An 18,127-nucleotide genomic window follows, 5' to 3' on the forward strand; every position below is an offset into this window, starting at 1 on the left:
TCACTCCTGAGTCATGCGGTGCAGGCCGGGCCGGCGGGAGGCAGGCAGTCGATCCCACTGCCGGGCGAGCCCCGCGACCGTCGGATGTTCGAACAACAACCGGATGTGCACCTCGACCGACATCCGCCCGCGGATCCGGCCGATGAGCCGGGTCGCCAGCAGCGAGTGACCGCCCAGGAGGAAGAAGTCGTCGTCCAGCCCCACCCGCTCAACGCCCAGCACCTCGGCGAACAGCCGCGCGAGGGTCTCTTCGGTGGGCGTACGCGGCCTCCGGTACCGCGGGCCGGCGGCGAGGCCGGGGTCCGGCAGCGCCGCGCGGTCGAGCTTGCCGTTCGGGGTCAGGGGGAGTTCCTCGACGCCTACGACTGCCGTCGGCACCATGAAGTCCGGCAGCCGGTCCGCGAGGAATCGCCGTACCTCGGTGTCGTCCACCGGCTCGCCGGTCACGTACGCGACGAGGTGCCGGCCCCCGCCCGGCGTGTCCCTGGCGACGACGACGGCGCGGCCGATCCGTGGGTGTTCGGTGAGCGCGGCCTCGACCTCGCCGGGCTCGATCCGGAAGCCACGGATCTTCACCTGGTCGTCCGCACGGCCCTGATACTCCAGGTCGCCGCCCGTGTTCCACCGGACGAGGTCTCCGGTCCGGTACATCCGCGAACCGGCGGGCCCGAACGGACACGCCACGAACCGCTCTCCCGTCATGCCGGGACGGTTCAGATACCCCCGGGCCAGCCCCGCGCCCGCCAGATACAACTCGCCCACCACACCATCCGGTACCGGACACAGACCGGCGTCCAGGACGTACCCCCGCATGTTGGGGATCGGCCTGCCAATCGGAGGCGACTGCGGCCACGCGCCGACGTCGGCGGGCAAAGTGGCCGCCACCGCCACATGGGTCTCCGCGGGCCCGTAATGGTTGTGCAGCCGCAGACCCGGCCGACGGCTGAAGAGTTCCCGGACGTCATGGCCCAGCACCAGAGCCTCGCCTGCCTGGGCGATGTCCCGCAGCGACGCCGGTTCGTGTCCGGGCCGGGCAGCTTCGGCGACCGCCTCGACGACGAGGTTGGGCGCGTACAGCTCGGCCACCCGGGAGCCGGCCATCCACTCCACGAGCCGGGCGGCGTCGCGCCGGGTTCCGTCGTCGGGGATCACCAGTGTCTTGCCGTACAGCAGAGTGGAGAGGATCTCCTGTGCCGAGACGTCGAAGCCGATAGCGGTGAACTGCGCGATCCTTGTTCCCGGACCACTGCCCAGCGCCTGCTGGTGCCACCGCAGCAGGTTCGCCAATGCGCCGCAGGACATGACCACAGCCTTGGGTGTGCCGGTGGAACCGGAGGTGTAGATGAGGTAGGCGGGGTGCTCCGCGAGGAGCGGTCCGAGACGCTCGGCGTCGGCAGGATCGGTGTCCGCGACCCCGGCGAGTGCCTCGTCCCGCACGTCAGCGGCGGTCAGCACCACCGCCGGCCGCGCGTCGGCGAGCATGGACTCGATCCGGGCAGCCGGGTGGTCCGGATCCAGCGGCAGGTAGGCGGCTCCCGCCTTGAGTGTCGCCAGCAGCGACACGATCAGGTCCACCGACTGGGGCATCATCAGGCCGACGATCGTCTCGGGTCCCACTCCGCGGCTGACGAGCCGGCGTGCCAGCCGGTTCGCCCGCGCGTTCAGCTCCGCGTAGCTGGTGCTCGTGTCACCGTGGAGGACCGCGTCGACGTCCGGTGCGGCCGCCACCCGCGCCTCGAACCAGGCCGGCAGCGAGACCGCCGGTACCGGCGCCTCGGTGGCGTTGCGCTCGACGAGCAGGAGCGCACGCTCGGCGGGCGTCAGCAGGTCGACCCGAGTGAACGGCAGGTCCGGGTCGGCGGCCACGGCTTCGAGCAACCGTACCCACTGCGCGAACACGGCCTCGACGGTGCCCGCGTCAAACAGGTCGCTCGCGTACTCGACCATGCCCTCCATTCCCTCGGGAACGCCTCGGGCGTCGTGGTGCTCCCACAGGTGGAAGGTGAGGTCGAACTTCGAGGTGTTCGTCGCGGCCTGTACGAGTGAGGTGTTCACCCCGGGCAGCTCGAAGCCGATGTGGGGCATGTTCTGCAGCACCAGCATGATCTGGAACAGCGGATGGTGGGCCAGCGAACGGGTCGGGTTGAGCACCTCGACCAGGTACTCGAACGGCACGTCCTGGTGGTCGTAGGCGCTCAGCGCGGTCTCCCGGACCCGGCCGACCAGTTCCGTGAAACTGGGGTGCCCGGAGGTGTCCGTCCGCAGCACCAGCGTGTTCACGAAGAACCCGACCAGATCATCCAGGGCCTGATCCGTCCGGCCCGCGATCGGCGAACCGATGGGAATGTCCGTGCCCGCACCCAAACGCGTCAGCAACGCGGCCAGCCCGGCCTGGAGCACCATGAACACGCTCGCCCCGTTGGCACGCGCCACCGCCGCCAGCGCCCGGTGCAACTCCCCGTCGAGCCGGACCATCAGATACTCGCCGCGGTAGGAGGCGACGGCGGGCCGCGGCCGGTCGGTGGGCAGCCCGACCACGTCGGGCAGTCCGGCGAGCGCCGCGGTCCAGTACGTGAGTTGAGCGGTGATCCTGCTGTCCTCGTCGGACCGTTCGCCGAGCAGGTCGTGCTGCCACAGCGTGTAGTCCGCGTACTGCACCGGCAACGGTTCCCACGCGGGCGCGTGCCCCCTGGCTCGGGCGGAGTACGCGGTGGCGAGGTCATGGGACAGCGGTGCGAGCGACCATCCGTCACCGGCGATGTGGTGCATGACCAGCAGCAGCACTTGGTCGTCCGGTGCGACGACGAAGAGATGGGCCCGCATCGGCAGGTCGGCGCCCAGGTCGAACGGTTGCTGGGCCGCGAGCGCCAGCGTATCGGTCAGCTGCCCGGCGGCGATCCTGGTGGTGCCGAGCACGGGACGGGCCGACTCCGGATCCACCACCCGCTGGTACGGAACACCGTCCTGTTCGGCGAACACCGTGCGCAAGCTCTCGTGCCGCTCGATCACGTCGCCCAGCGCCGCGCACAGTGCCGCGTGATCCATGTTCCCGCGCAGCCGTAGGGCCAGGGGGATGTTGTACGTGGCGCCCGGTCCTTCCACCTGATGCAGGAACCACAAGCGGCGCTGCGCGAACGAGAGCGGCACCCGTTCCGGACGTTCCCGTCGCGTCAACGCGGGCCCCGCGCTCCCCGCCTTCGTCAGGCACCGTGCCATGGCTGCCGGTGCGGGGTTCTCGAACAGGGTGCGCAGTTCCACCTCCGCCCCGAACATGGCGCGCATGCACACGATCAGGCGGGTGGCGAGCAGTGAGTGCCCGCCGAGGTCGAAGAAGTCGTCGTCGGCACCCACGCGGGGCACTCCCAGCACCTCGGCATAGAGGGTGCAGAGGATCTCCTCCTGGGGGGTGCGCGGCGCCCGGCTCTCCGGCGCGGCGATGGACTCCGGTGCCGGCAGGGCGGCGCGATCGAGCTTTCCGTTGGGGGTCGACGGCAGTGCGTCCAGCACCACGACGGCTGCCGGGACCATGTGCTCCGGTACACGCTCACGGACCCAGTCCCGCAGTTCCTCCGGCCGGCAGCCCTTCGCCACGACGTAGGCGATCAGTCGAGGATCGCCGTCACGGTCCTGGCGGACGGTCACCGCCGCTTGGGCCACTGCCGGATGCTTCACGAGCGTGGCCTCGATCTCACCGGGCTCGATCCGGAACCCGCGGATCTTGACCTGGTCGTCGGTCCGGCCGAGATACTCCAGATCGCCACCGCTGTTCCACCGGACGAGGTCACCGCTCCGGTACATCCGCGAACCAGCGGGCCCGAACGGACACGCCACGAACCGCTCCCCCGTCATGCCGGGACGGTTCAGATACCCCCGGGCCAGCCCCTCACCCGCCACATACAACTCCCCCACCACACCATCCGGCACCGGACACAGACCACCGTCCAGCACGAACACCCGCGTGTTCACGATCGGCCGTCCGATCGGCGCCACACCAGCCTTGAGCCCCCCGCTCATCGTCACGCAGACCGTCGACTCCGTCGGACCATAGGCATTGACCAACCGCCGGCCACCGGACCACACCGACACCACCTCGGACGAACACGCCTCCCCACCCACGACCAACGTCGTCAGACCCGGCCAACAAACCCCCTCCGGCAACACCGACAGAACCGACGGCGGCAGCAGAGCATGCGTCACCCCCTGCTCACGCACCAGACGAATCAAAGGAGGGCCGGGCACAAGCTGATCACCAGGAGCCACGACCAAGGCACCACCCGACAGCAAAGCCATGACCACCTCCCAGAACGAGGCATCAAAGCTCGGCGACGCGAACTGCAAAACCCGACTGCACCCGTCCAGAGCGAGACGATCGGTCTGCGCCGCCACCAGACTCGCGATACCCGCATGCGTGACGACCACAGCCTTCGGCCTGCCGGTCGACCCCGACGTGTAGATCAAATACACCGGATGCCGCACAACCAGCGGAGCGAGACGATCGGCATCCGTCAGATCGGTGCCGGCGAACCCGGCCAGCGCAGCATCCTCAAGGTCGCCGGCGGTCAGTACCAGCGCCGGCCGCGCGTCGGCAAGCATGAACTCGATCCGCCCGGCGGGATACTCCGGATCCAGCGGCAGATACCCGGCACCGGCCTTGACCACCGCCAGGATCGCGACGACCAGATCGACCGACCTCGGCAACGACAACGCCACGAACTGCTCGGGACCAACACCCCGCGCGATGAGCAGACGCGCCAACCGGTTCGCCCTCCCATTCAACTCCGCATAAGTCACCACCCTGGTGCCGGACACCACCGCAGGCGCGTGCGGGCCGGCCGAGGCTCGCGCTTCGAACAACGCCGGCAGGGTCGCGGGCCGTACCGGTGCCGCGGTGGCGTTGCGTGCGACCAGGAGCCGGGTACGCTCGTCGCGGGCCAGCAGTTCGGCCCGGCTGATCGGCGCGTCCGGTGCGGCGACCAGGCTTTCGAGCAAGCGCACCCACCGGGCGAACATCTCCTCCACGGTGGCACGGTCGTACAGGTCGCTCGCGTACTCGATCATTCCTTCCATGCCGTCGAGTTCTCCGTGAGTGTCATGGAGTTCCCACAGGTGGAAGGCGAGGTCGAACTTGGCCGCACCGGTGGGCGCCGGTGTCAGCGCGGTGTCCAGTCCGCTCAGCTCGAACCCGCTCTCGGGGATGTTGCGCACGTTCAGCCAGATCTGGAACAGCGGCTGGTGGGCCAGCGAACGGGTCGGGTTGAGCACCTCGACCAGGTACTCGAATGGCACGTCCTGGTGGTCGTAGGCGCTCAGCGCGGTCTCCCGGACCCGGCCGACCAGTTCCGTGAAACTGGGGTGCCCGGAGGTGTCCGTCCGCAGCACCAGCGTGTTCACGAAAAACCCGACCAGATCATCCATGGCCTGGTCCGTCCGGCCGGCGATCGGCGAACCGATGGGAATGTCCGTGCCCGCACCCAGCCGCGTCAGCAGCGCGGCCAGCCCGGCTTGAAGGACCATGAACAGACTCGCCCCCTCGGCACGCGCCAGCCGGCGCAGCCGCTGGTGCAGGCCACGGTCGATCCGCAGCGGGACTTGTCCGCCCCGGAAGGACGCCACCGCGGGACGCGGCCGGTCAGTGGGCAGCTCCAGCCGGTCGGGCAGCCCGGCGAGCGCCTCGGACCAGTACCTGAGCTGGGTGGCGAACAGACTGTCCACGTCGGACTGGTCACCCAGCAGTTCGTGCTGCCACAGCGTGTAATCCGCGTACTGCACCGGCAGCGGCGGCCAGCCCGGCACCTCCCCACGGGTCCTGGCGGAGTAGGCGGTCGCCAGGTCTTGTGACAGCGGACCGAAGGACCACCCGTCTCCCGCGATGTGGTGCATGACGATCAACAGCACCTGATCGTCCGGCGCGATCACGAACAGGTCCGCGCGCACCGGCATCTCCGTCGACAGGTCAAACCTGTACCGGGCGGCTGCGGCGAGCATCCCGGGCAGCCGCGCCGAGGTCGTGCGGGCGACAGCGAGCCGCAGGCGGGCGGTGTCCAGGGGCAGCACGCGCTGGTACGCCACTCCGTCGTGCTCGGGGAACACCGTCCGCAGACTCTCGTGCCGTTCGATCACGTCACCCAATGCCGCCTGCAATGCCCCGCGGTCCAGGACTCCGCGCAACCGCAGGGCCAACGGGATGTTGTACGTGGCGCTGGGCCCCTCCATCCGCTGCAAGAACCACAAGCGCCGCTGGGCGAAGGACATCGGCACGGGATCCGGGCGCTGCCTGCGGGTCAGTGCCGGCCGCGCCTGCCCGGCGTCCACCAGGCACCCGGCCACACCGGCCGGTGTCGGGTGTTCGAAGAGCGCCCGCAGGTCCATTCCCGTCCCGAAGGTGTCACGGACCCGCGCGATGAGCAGAGTGGCCAGCAGCGAGTGCCCGCCCAGGTCGAAGAAGTCGTCGTCGATGCCGACCGCGGGCACGTTCAGCACCTCGGCGAAGAGCGCGCAGAGGATTTCCTCCTGGGGAGTCCTCGGTGCTCGTCCGGCGACGGTCGCTGCGAAGTCCGGTGCCGGCAGCGCGGCACGGTCCAGTTTTCCGTTCGGTCCCAGCGGCAGCGCGTCGAGCACCACGGTCGCGGCCGGCACCATGTACTCGGGCAGTTGTCCCCGCGCCCAGTCGCGCAGCGCGCCGATCAGGGCTCCGGTGTCCCTGGCGGTGGCCGGGTTGTTCGTCCACGTGGCCAGCGGTTCACCCGTGCCGCCGGCCGACCGGTACAGGCCGGTGAGAGTGGCATCGGCGGCCGTCGACGACTGGACGAACACCACCTCGACGTGGGCGGTGGAGGTCGCTGACCAGGTGACACCCACCCAGTAGCCGCACTGCTCCCCCAATGCCTCCAAAGTCTGTGGCCCGGGGGCTCGCGCGGTGTCCTGCGGGTTCGACTCCGGGCGAGGCAGCCGCTGGAGGAGCTCGGGCAGCGGGGCACCCGCCCGGAAGGCGTCGGCCGCCGCGACGTCGTCCGCGATGCGCACGTTGGGCACACCGGTCAGCCGGACCATCGCCGGCCGTACGGTCCTCAGGTGGTGCGCCAGAGCCGGAACACCGGTGATCTGCGCGCCCCACCGCAGTTCTGGTGCTCGCGCCAGCGAGATGGAGGGGGCCGGGGCTTTGCGCAGCACCACGTCGTAGCGGTAGCGGGTCAGCTCGTTGTGGAACCGTCCGCGCTTGAGGTGGATGTCCACCGTGCCGACATCGCTGTTGGCCGCCCGGAACGCGGGGAAGAACTCGGGATCCACCAGTAGTTCCTCTTCGGCCCGCGGGGCCTGCGCCACGGCCCGGCGCACCACCTCCGGATCGGTCGACCGGTCCGCCCGGTGCAACTGCGTGACTGTCGCCAGCGGGCTCAGCAGCCTCACATCGCGCACATCACCGACGAAGACTGAACCTCCGGGTGCCAGCAGGACCAGGGCCTGGTCAAGCACCTCGGTCAGGTAGTCAGCGCTGGGGAAGTACTGCACGACGGAGTTGAGGACGATCGTGTCGAACCAGCCGGCCGGCAGTCCCTCGACCTCGTGCGCGGCCTGCGTGCGCAGATTCACCTTTCCGGCCAGACCGGGCTGTCGTGCCAGCCGCGCGGCGAGACTCTCGATCGCGCGAGCGGAGAAGTCGGTGGCCCAGTAGTTCTCACAGTCAGGGGCCAGCCGGGACAGGAGCAGGCCGGTGCCGACGCCGATCTCCAGCAGCCGTCGCGGTCGCAGCGCCGCGATGCGCTCGACCGTCCGGTCCCGCCACTCCCGCATGTGTTCCAGCGGGAGCGGCTCGCCCGAGTAACTGCTCACCCATCCGGTGAAGTCGTCCCCGAGGGGGGCGGCCGGTGCCGCGTACAGCGAGTCGTAGATCTGCCGCCACTCGGAGACCTGGTCGCGCTCGACCAGCTCGTCGCGGGCGCCCGCGGTCCGGTCGGGCACCACGTACGCCACCAGGCTGCTGTCCTCGGCGTCAGGGTCCTCGCGGCGGGCGATCACGGCAGCCTCGGCCACGTCGGGGTGCGCCACGAGTACGGCCTCGATCTCGCCGGGCTCGATGCGAAATCCGCGTACCTTCACCTGATCGTCGACCCGCCCCAGATACTCCAGTTCTCCCTCGCCGTTCCACCGGACCAGGTCACCCGTCCGGTACATGCGCGCACCCGCGGGCCCGAACGGACAGGCCACGAAACGCTCCGCCGTCAGAGCCGCGCGGCCCAGGTAACCGCGCGCCAGTCCCTCACCGGCCAGATACAACTCGCCCGCGACCCCGTCCGGCACCGGGCACAGACCGGCATCCAGAACGAAGACCTGGGTGTTCGTCAGCGGCCGGCCGATCGGCGGCGCGGGGGACGTGGTCGGTCCGCCGTACCAGGCGGTGGCGTACACCGTGGCCTCGGTCGGGCCGTAGATGTTGACCACCCGGCCGCCGGAGACGGCTTCCTCGATGGCGCGCATGGTCGGCCGGGACAGGCCCTCGCCTGCCAGCACCACGGTGCCGGCACGGACATGCGTCCGGCCGCCTGCCAGCACCTGGGACAGGGCCGAGGGCACCGCGCTGACCAGGCTCCCCTCCCAGCCGTGCGGCGACCGCTCGGCCAGCGCGAGGAGGTTGCGCACCACCTCGACGGTGCCGCCGCAGGCAAGCGGGCCGAGCATCTCGAATACGGAGACGTCGAAGTTCAGCGACGTCGCCGCCAGTACCCGGGACAGTCCGGTGGCTCCGAACCGCGACACCGCCCAGGTCACCAGGTTCACCGCGCCGCGGTGGGTCACCACCACGCCCTTGGGCCGGCCGGTGGAACCGGAGGTGTAGAGGGCGTACGCCGGGTGCCACGGGCTGAGCGGACCGGTGCGGTGCTCGTCGGCGGGATCGTCGGCGGGACGTCCGGCCAGGTCCGCGATGGTGTCCGCGGTGTCGAGCACGACGACGGGCACGGCGTCCCGCTCGATGCCGGGCGTGCCGCCGCGCACGTCTTGGGTGGTGAGCACCAGGGCCGACCGGGCGTCCGCGAGCACGAACTCGGTCCGCCCGGCGGGGTAGTCCGGGTCCAGCGGCAGGTACGCGGCTCCGGACTTGAGTACCGCCAGTACGGCGACGACCAGGTCCGCCGACCGCCGCAGGGCCAGGGCGACGAACCGCTCCGGGCCTGCCCCGCGGGCGATGAGCAGGTGCGCCAGCCGGTTCGCCCGCGTGTTCAGTTCCGCGTAGGTCAACGCGGTGTCACCGCAGACGACCGCGAGGGCGTCCGGGCCCGCCACCACCTGCGCCTCGACCAGGCCGGCCAGACAGACCGGGGGAATCGGGGCCGCGGTGGCGTTGCGTTCGACGAGCACATGCGTGCGCTCGTCCGGCGTCAGCAGGTCGACCCGGCTGATCGGTAGGTCGGGCGCGGCGACGAGCGCCTCCAGCAGGCGCACCCACCGTGTGACCATCGCCTCGACCGTGTCAGCGTCGAACAGATCAGTCGCGTACTCGATGCTTCCTTCCAGCCCGTCGGGCCTGTTCGTTGCGTCACGGTCCTCCCACAGGTGGAAGGACAGGTCGAACTTCGCGGTGTCGGTCGGCGCCGGTACGAGCGTGGTGTCCGCGCCGGCCAGACCGAAGCCGGCGTCAGGGGTGTTCTGCAGCGCCAGCATGATCTGGAACAGTGGCTGGTGGGACAGGGACCTGCCCGGGTTGAGCACCTCGACCAGGTACTCGAACGGCACGTCCTGGTGGTCGTAGGCGCTCAGCGCGGTCTCCCGGACCCGGCCGACCAGTTCCGTGAAGCTCGGGTGTCCGGAGGTGTCCGTCCGCAGCACCAGCGTGTTCACGAAGAACCCGACCAGATCATCCATGGCCTGGTCCGTCCGGCCGGCGATCGGCGAACCGATGGGAATGTCCGTGCCCGCGCCGAGACGCGTCAGCAGCGCGGCCAGGCCGGCCTGGAGGACCATGAACAGGCTCGCCCCGTTGGCGTGCGCCACGCGCCGCAGTCGCAGGTGCAGGCTCGCGTCGATCCGGATGGGGACGTGCCCGCCCCGATGGGTGGCCACAGGGGGCCTGGGCCGGTCGGCAGGCAGCTCCAGTCGCTCGGGCAGTCCCGTGAGGGCATCGGTCCAGTAGGCGAGCTGCGTCGCGAACAGGCTGTCCGGGTCGGACGGATCACCCAGCAGCTCGTGCTGCCACAGCGTGTAGTCCACGTACTGCACCGGCAACGGATCCCACCGCGGAGCACGGCCCTCCCGACGAGCCGCGTACGCCGCCGCCAGGTCCCGGGACAACGGCCCCAGCGACCACCCGTCACCAGCGATGTGATGCACCACGACCAACAACACATGCTCATCCGGCGCCAGCACGAACAACTCCGCCCGCACCGGCAGACCCGCGACCAGATCGAAAGGCTGCCGCGCCGCCGCGGCAAGCCCCTGCGCCAGCTCCTCACCCGTGACACCGGTGATACCCAGCACCGGACGCGCCGCCGCCGGCCCCAACACCTCCTGGTACGCCACCCCGTCCCGCTCCGGGAAGACCGTACGCAGACTCTCGTGCCGCCCCACCACATCACCCAGGGCGGCCCGCAACGCCGCCCGGTCCAGCTCACCCTTCAACCGCAACGCCAGCGGAATGTTGTACGTGGCGCCAGGACCCTCCATCTGCTGCAAGAACCACAGCCGGCGCTGCGCGAACGACAAGGGAGGCGACTGCGGTCGGTGCGTGCGGGTCAGCGCGGGCCGTGCCCGTCGCGCTCCCGCGAGACGTGCCGCGATGCCCGCGGGCGTTGGGCTCTCGAAGAGCGCCCGCAGTTCCAACTCCACCCCGAAGGCCGCCCGGATCTGGGCGTTCAGGCGGGTGGCGAGCAGCGAGTGTCCGCCCATGACGAAGAAGTCGTCGTCGGCACCGATACCCGGCACACCCAGCACCTCGGCGAAGAGGTCGCAGAGGATCTGCTGCTGCGGCGTGCCGGGGACGCGGCCGGTGGCAGCGACGGGGAAGTCCGGCTCCGGCAGGGCGGTCCGGTCCAGCTTCCCGTTCGGTGACAACGGCAGCGCGTCGAGCACCACGACGGCGGAGGGCACCGCGTACTCGGGAACCCGGCCGCGCGCCCAGCCCCGCAGGTCCTCCGCCCGGCAGCCGTCCCCGGTCACGTACGCGACCAGCAGCAGGTCGTGGGTGCGGCCGCGTCTGGCGACCACGACCGCCCGGGTGACCCGCGGGTGCTCCTCCAGAACGGCTGACACCTCGCCGGGCTCGATCCGGAAGCCACGGATCTTCACCTGGTCGTCCGCGCGGCCCTGATACTCCAGGTCGCCGCCAGCGTTCCACCGGACGAGGTCTCCGGTCCGGTACATCCGCGAACCGGCGGGCCCGAACGGACACGCCACGAACCGCTCTCCCGTCATGCCGGGACGGTTCAGATACCCCCGGGCCAGTCCCGCGCCCGCCAGATACAACTCGCCCACCACACCATCCGGTACCGGACACAGACCGGCGTCCAGCACGAAGACCTGGGTGTTCGCCATCGGCCTGCCGATCGGCACCACGGCCGTGGTCTCGTACGGCGCGCGCAGTACGTGGTGCGTCGCGAACGTCGTGGTCTCGGTCGGGCCGTAGCCGTTGACCACCGCGGTGGCCGGGCAGGCCGCCTGCACGCGGGCGGCAGAGGAACCGGAGACCGCTTCTCCACCCGTCCAGACCTGCCGGACGCCGGTGAAGCATCCGGGGTCCTGTTCGGCCACCAGATGGAAGAGGCTCGCCGTCAACCACAGGCTGGTCACGGCGTGCTCGGTGATGAGTCGCCGCAGCGTCGTGCCGTCGATCTCGCCCGGCGGAGCGACGACGATCTGTCCGCCGGTCAGCAGCGGCACCCACAATTCGTAGGTGAAGGCGTCGAACGCGGACGGCGAGTGCATCAGCACCCGTCGGTGGTTCTCGTCCTGCCAGCAGGGGTCCGACGCCAGTTCCAGGACGTCGCGATGCGTGACCGCGATGCCCTTGGGCGCGCCCGTCGAGCCGGACGTGTACATCACGTAGGCGAGCTGCTCGGGATCGCACGCGACCCTCGGGGCCGAGTCGCTGCCGTCCGACTCCACGCCGATGGCCCGGAGACCCGGCACCGCTCCGGCCCGGTCCGTGACGAGGACCGAGGCGCCCGTCTCGGTGGCGATCACCTCCAGGCGTGCCAGGGGATACCGGGAGTCGAGCGGTACGTAGGCGCCACCGGCCTTCACCACCGCCAGGATCGCGATGACCAGGTCGGCGGATCGCTCGACCAGCAGGGCCACCGTGCTCTCCGCACCGACACCGAGTGACAGGAGCCGGTGGGCCAGCCGGTTGGCCCTGGCACTGAGCTGCGCGTAGGTCAGCGTCGTGGTGTCCGAGACGATCGCGACCGCATCCGGTGCGGCCGCCACCCGGGCCTCGAAGGCCGCCGGCAGCGAGACCGGCGGCACCGGTGCCCCGGTGGCGTTGCGCTCGACGAGCAGACGGGCGCGTTCGTCCGGCGTCAGCAGCTCGATCCGGCTGATCGGTGCGTCCGGTTCGGCGGTGACGGCCTTGAGCAGCCGTACCCACCGGGCGACCATATCCTCCACCGTGGCACAGTCGTAGAGGTCGGCGGCGTACTCGACCGTCCCATCGAGTCCATCGGGTTCGCCCGTGCCTGTGTGCTGTTCCCACAGGTGGAAGGAGAGATCGAACTTCGAGGTGCCGGTCGGGGAGGGCACGAGCGCGGTGTCCGCACCGGGCAGACCGATGTCCGTCGCGGGGAGGTCCTGGAGCGCCAGCATGGTCTGGAACAGCGGATGGTGGGCTGGCGAGCGGGTCGGGTTGAGCACCTCGACCAAGTGCTCGAACGGCACGTCCTGGTGGTCGTAGGCGCTCAGCGCGGTCTCCCGGACCCGGCCGACCAGTTCCGTGAAACTGGGGTGCCCGGAGGTGTCCGTCCGCAGCACCAACGTGTTCACGAAGAACCCGACCAGATCATCCATGGCCTGATCCGTCCGGCCCGCGATCGGCGAACCGATGGGAATGTCCGTGCCCGCACCCAAACGCGTCAGCAACGCGGCCAGCCCTGCCTGGAGCACCATGAACACGCTCGCCCCGTTGGCACGCGCCAGACGCCGCAGCTTCCGGTGCAACTCGGCGTCGATGCGCACGGGGGCGTACCCGCCCCGGTAGGAGGCGACGGCGGGCCGCGGCCGGTCGGTGGGCAGCCCGACCACGTCGGGCAGTCCGGCGAGTGCCGCGGCCCAGTACGTGAGCTGGGTGGCGAACAGGCTGCCCGCATCGGACGGATCGCCCAGCAGCTCGTGCTGCCACAGCGTGTAATCCGCGTACTGCACGGGCAACGGCTCCCAGCCCGGCGCGCGGCCCTCGCACCGGGCGGCATACGCCGTCGCCAGATCTCGTGACAACGGTCCCCACGACCAGCCGTCACCGGCGATGTGGTGCATCACGATGAGCAGTACCTGGTCGTCGGGCGCCACGACGAACAGCTCCGCGCGCACCGGTGGTTCGCAGGTCAGGTCGAACGGGCGGCGTCCCGCCGCGGCCACCAGGTCGTCGACGTCGGCGGAGTCGCTTCGGCTGACATCCAGTCGCGGTGCGGCGGTGTGCGGTTCGAGGATCTGCTGGTACGCCACCCCGTCGTGCTCGGACAGGACGGTGCGCAGACTTTCGTGCCGCTCGACCACGTCGGCCAGCGCCGCCCGCAGTGCCGCGTGGTCCACGTGTCCGCGCAGCCGTAGCGCCAGGGGGATGTTGTACGTGGCGCCGGTCGCCTCGATCTGCCGCAGGAACCAGAGCCGACGCTGCGCGAAGGACAGCGGCACCCGCTCCGGACGTTCCCGCTGCGTCAGGGCGGTCCGGGCGTGATCGGCGTGCGCCAGTCGGCCGGCGATCGCCGCGGGCGTCGGGTGCTCGAAGAGATCGCGCAGGTCCAACTCGGCCCCGAAGGCCGTCCGAATCCGTGCGACAAGGCGGGTGGCGAGCAGGGAGTGCCCGCCCAGCGCGAAGAAGTCGTCCTCGACCCCCATTGCCGTCACTCCGAGCACTTCGCCGAACAGTTCGGCGATCAGGTGCTCCTGCGGCGTGCGGGCGGCGCGGCCGGTGGCCGGCGAGGTGAATGCGGGGGCGGGCAGCGCCGACCGGTCCAGTTTGCCGTTGGGCGTCAACGGTATCGTGTCCAGCACGACCACCGCGGTCGGCACCATGTGCTCCGGCAGCCGTTCACGGGTCCATTCGCGCAACCGCTCGGGACGGTCGACGTCCCCGGTCACGTACGCGACGAGCCGCACGTCGTCGGCCTGGTCCCGGCGGGCCGCCACCACGGCCCGCCGCACCCCGGGGCATCGGGTGAGCACCGCCTCGATCTCAGCGGGCTCGACACGGAATCCCCGTACCTTCACCTGGTTGTCGGCCCGGCGGAGGTATTCCAGCTCCCCGTCGGCGTTCCACCTGACGACGTCTCCTGTCCGGTACATCCGCGCACCCGCGGGGCCGAACGGACACGCCACGAAACGCTCCGCCGTCAGACCGGCACGGTCGAGGTATCCGCGGGCCAGTTGGACGCCGGCCAGGTACAGTTCGCCGGCGATCCCCGCAGGTGCCGGACGCAGCGCCGCGTCGAGGACGTACACCTGTGTGTTCCAAACGGGCGTACCGATGGGCACCGGGTCCGCGCCGAACCGCGGACCGCAGGCGAACGACGTCACGTCCACCGACGCCTCGGTCGGTCCGTAGAGGTTGTGCAGCGGCACGCCGAGCCGGTCGGCGCACTGCTGCCGCAGGTCGCCGGGGAGCGCCTCGCCGCTGGAGATCACCCGCTTGAGCCCGGTGCAGTCACCCGCGGCCGGCTCGGCCAGGAACTCCCGTAGCATCGAAGGGACGAAGTGCACCGTGGTGATGGCCGCTGACCGGATCAGGGCGGCCAAGTAGGCGGGATCGCGGTGGCCGTCCGGTCGGGCGACCACCACTGCGGCTCCGGTGATCAACGGCCAGAAGAACTCCCACACCGACACGTCGAACCCGGCCGGTGTCTTCTGCAGAACCCGGTCGGCGGCGTCCAGGTCGTACCGGGCCTGCATCCACAGCAGGCGGTTGACGATGCCGGCATGCGGCACGACGACGCCCTTGGGCCGGCCGGTGGTACCCGACGTGTAGATCAGGTACGCCGGGTGGTGCGGAAGGAGCCGGTGGACGCGGTCGGCATGTGTCGGATTGCTGTCCGCGAGCCCGGTCCGCGCGGTGTCCCGCAGATCATCGGCGGTGAGCAGCAACGCGGGCCGTGCGTCGTCCAGCACGGTTTCGGTGCGTGCGGCGGGGTGATCCTGGTCCAGGGGCAGGTACGCGGCTCCCGTCTTGACCACCGCGAGCACCGCCACCACCAGTTCGGCCGAGCGTGGCAACGACAACGCCACGTACTGTTCGGGCCCGATCCCCTGCGCGATCAGCCGGTGGGCCAGGTGGTTCGCCCGGGTGTTCAGCTCCGCGTAGGTCAACGTGGTCTCTTCCGAGATCACCGCGGTGGCGGCCGGGCTGGTAGCGACCTGTGCCTCGATCAGCGTGGGCAGTGTGGTCGCCGCGACCGGTGTTTCGGTGGCGTTCCGTGTGACGAGCAGTTCCGCGCTTTCGGCCGGTGTCACCAGGTCGAGCCTGCCGATGGGCAGGCCGGGGTCGGCGTGGGCCAGGGCGTTGAGCAGGTCGAGGAAGCGGTCGTGGTGTGCGGCGAGTTCATCCGCGCCGCACGCCTGCGGGTGCGCGTGCCAGCCGATTCGTGGCGCCGAGCCGTCCTGCCTGTCCCACAGGACGATCGCCAGGTCGCTGATCATGCCGAAGGCGAGGTTCTGCGCGGTGGCGGGATGTCCGCCGAAGGACAGGTCGTAGCCGAAGGCGGCGATGTTGGTCAACGGGGCGAACGAGGTGGTGACGCCACTGGGCAGGCCGAGGTCACGGTGCAGGTCCTCGCCCCGGTAGCGCTGGTGTTCCACCGCCTCGGTGATTTCCTCTGCCACGTGCGCCACGAGTTCGGCCGCCGTCATTTCGGGACGTGGGCACAGGCGCAGCGGCACCACGTTGGAGACCATGCCCGGTGTCCGCTTGAGCAGGCGTCCGGTCCTGGCGGTGACCGGGAATCCCAGCACCACGTCGCGCACGCCGGTGATGCGGTGCGTGTAGAGCGCGCACGCGGCGATCACCACGATGGACCAGGGCGCCGCGGCCCGGCCGGCCAGGGCCGCCAGTTCGCCCACCGTGGACTCGGTGACTGCGGTCACCCGCTCTTCGAGACGATCGGGGACGGCAGAGGAACGGGGCACCAGCCGGGTGGGCTCCGGAGCGTCACGGAAACGCCGCGTCCAGTACTCCCGGTCCCGTCGGTACTGTTCGGATTCGCGGTAGGCGGCATCGCTGTCGAGCACGCTCTCCAGTGACCCGAACGGGTTCGGCGGCACTTCGGCGTCATCGGCCAGCGCCGTATAGACCTGGGCCAGTCGCTCTGCCACCAGTGAGTACCCGTATCCGTCCATCACGATGTGGTGGTAGGCGTGGTACCACACGTAGTGCGCGGGTCCGAGCTTCAGCAGCGCGAAACGGAAGGGGGGCCCGCGCATCAGGTCTACCGGCTGGGCGAGAGCCGCGCGCATCCACGACTGCGCCGCACCCATCGGGTCGGTGTCCTGACTGACATCGATGACATCGAGCTGCCAGTCCCCGACCGGCCACAGCACCTGACGCGGTCCGTCCTCGGTCTCGATGAACCGGACGCGCACCGCGTCGGTCTCTCCGATGACCCGTCGCGACGCCGCCTCGAACAGCACCGGGTCGACTCGGCCGTGGATCTCGAGATACTCACCCGCTTGGTACACCCGGTTGGGCGCGCCGATCCGCTGCTCGGCGAACCAGATCTCCCGCTGGCCCGCGGACAGGGGAAGGAGGGCGTCTGCAGTGGGCGAGGGGGTCATCCTGAGTCCTGTCCGTTGCTCTGCGGCACGCCCTCGACGAGGGAGTACATGGAGGCGGTGGGGACGACCCGGGTCAGCCGCAGCCCGGCCTCGTCGTAGAGGGCGGCGAACTCCGCGGCCGTGCGTTCCTTGCCACCGAGGGACACGAGCATCTCCAGGTCCATGCCATAGGCCAGTTCGTCGCTGTGGCGGGGATCGATCACCACGTCGGCGACCAGCAGCCGGCTGCCGGCGTGCATCGCCTGCCGACAGACATGCAGAAGCCGTACGCACGCCTCGTCGTCCCAGTCGTGGAGGATCCACTTCATGACATAGAGGTCCGCTCCGACGGGTACGGCAGAGAAGAAGTCACCTGCGACCAGTTCGACTCGGCCGTCGGCTGTGACGTCAGGATCCGATCGGACTTCTTCGATCACGGAGGGCCGGTCGAACAGCACCCCGCGCCCGGTGCGTGGACTGCTGTCGAGAAGTGCGCGCAGCAGCCCACCGCGGCCGGCCCCGATGTCCACAACGCTGCGCACCGCGGAGCCGGCCAAGGCAGCGGCGCGGACGAGGGAAGGGACAACCGCGGCCGAAGCCTGTGCCATGGCCGCGTTGAACCTGGTCCCCGCGGCGGGGTCGTATTCGGTCAGGTAGGGCCACATCGGCATGCCATGCGCTCGGCCGAAGCCCGGCTCGCCGGTGCGCACGGTGTGTGCCAGTTCGGTCAGCGCGCCGTGCATCAGGCCGCAGTTCGTCACCGCAGCATCTGCCACGGAGCCGGTCACGTCGGAGCGGAGGAGATGTGACTCGGCATTGTTGGCGAAACGATCCTCGCTGAGCTGAGTGAAGACACCGATGTGCGCCAAGGCTCGCAAAAGGCGGTACAGCGAAGGAGCGTGTGCGCCGGTTCTTTCGGCCAGTTCCGCCGTTGTCAGTGCACGGTTGCCGAGCGCATCGGGGATTTTCAGTTCGACGGCGGCATAAAGAGCCGGCGACCTCCATTGCTGGTACATCAAGCGCATCAGGGTCAGCAGGGGTGGTGTACCGTCAGCCGACGGCACCAGGAGGCTGTCATCTTCTTCTGTGGGCATGGCTGACTAGCACACCACCTCAACGGCTGCTTATGGCGTGGTCGCCGACTGTTGTCTCCGTGGCCATGAATTCCCTTGACTCCGTGGCCATG

General features: G+C 70.2%; 2 protein-coding genes. Both read right to left on the reverse strand.

The window, feature by feature from the left end:
• Nucleotides 1–16,962, reverse strand: coding sequence for a non-ribosomal peptide synthase/polyketide synthase (locus ACRAKF_RS00225; protein WP_447034615.1), 16,962 nt, complete (start codon nt 16,960–16,962; stop codon nt 1–3).
• Nucleotides 16,959–18,035, reverse strand: coding sequence for a methyltransferase (locus ACRAKF_RS00230; protein WP_447034616.1), 1,077 nt, complete (start codon nt 18,033–18,035; stop codon nt 16,959–16,961). Before ACRAKF_RS00230 ends, ACRAKF_RS00225 begins: the two co-directional genes overlap by 4 nt.
• Nucleotides 18,036–18,127 lie beyond the last annotated feature (92 nt).

The sequence above is a fragment of the Streptomyces sp. DSM 118878 genome (assembly GCF_052936595.1).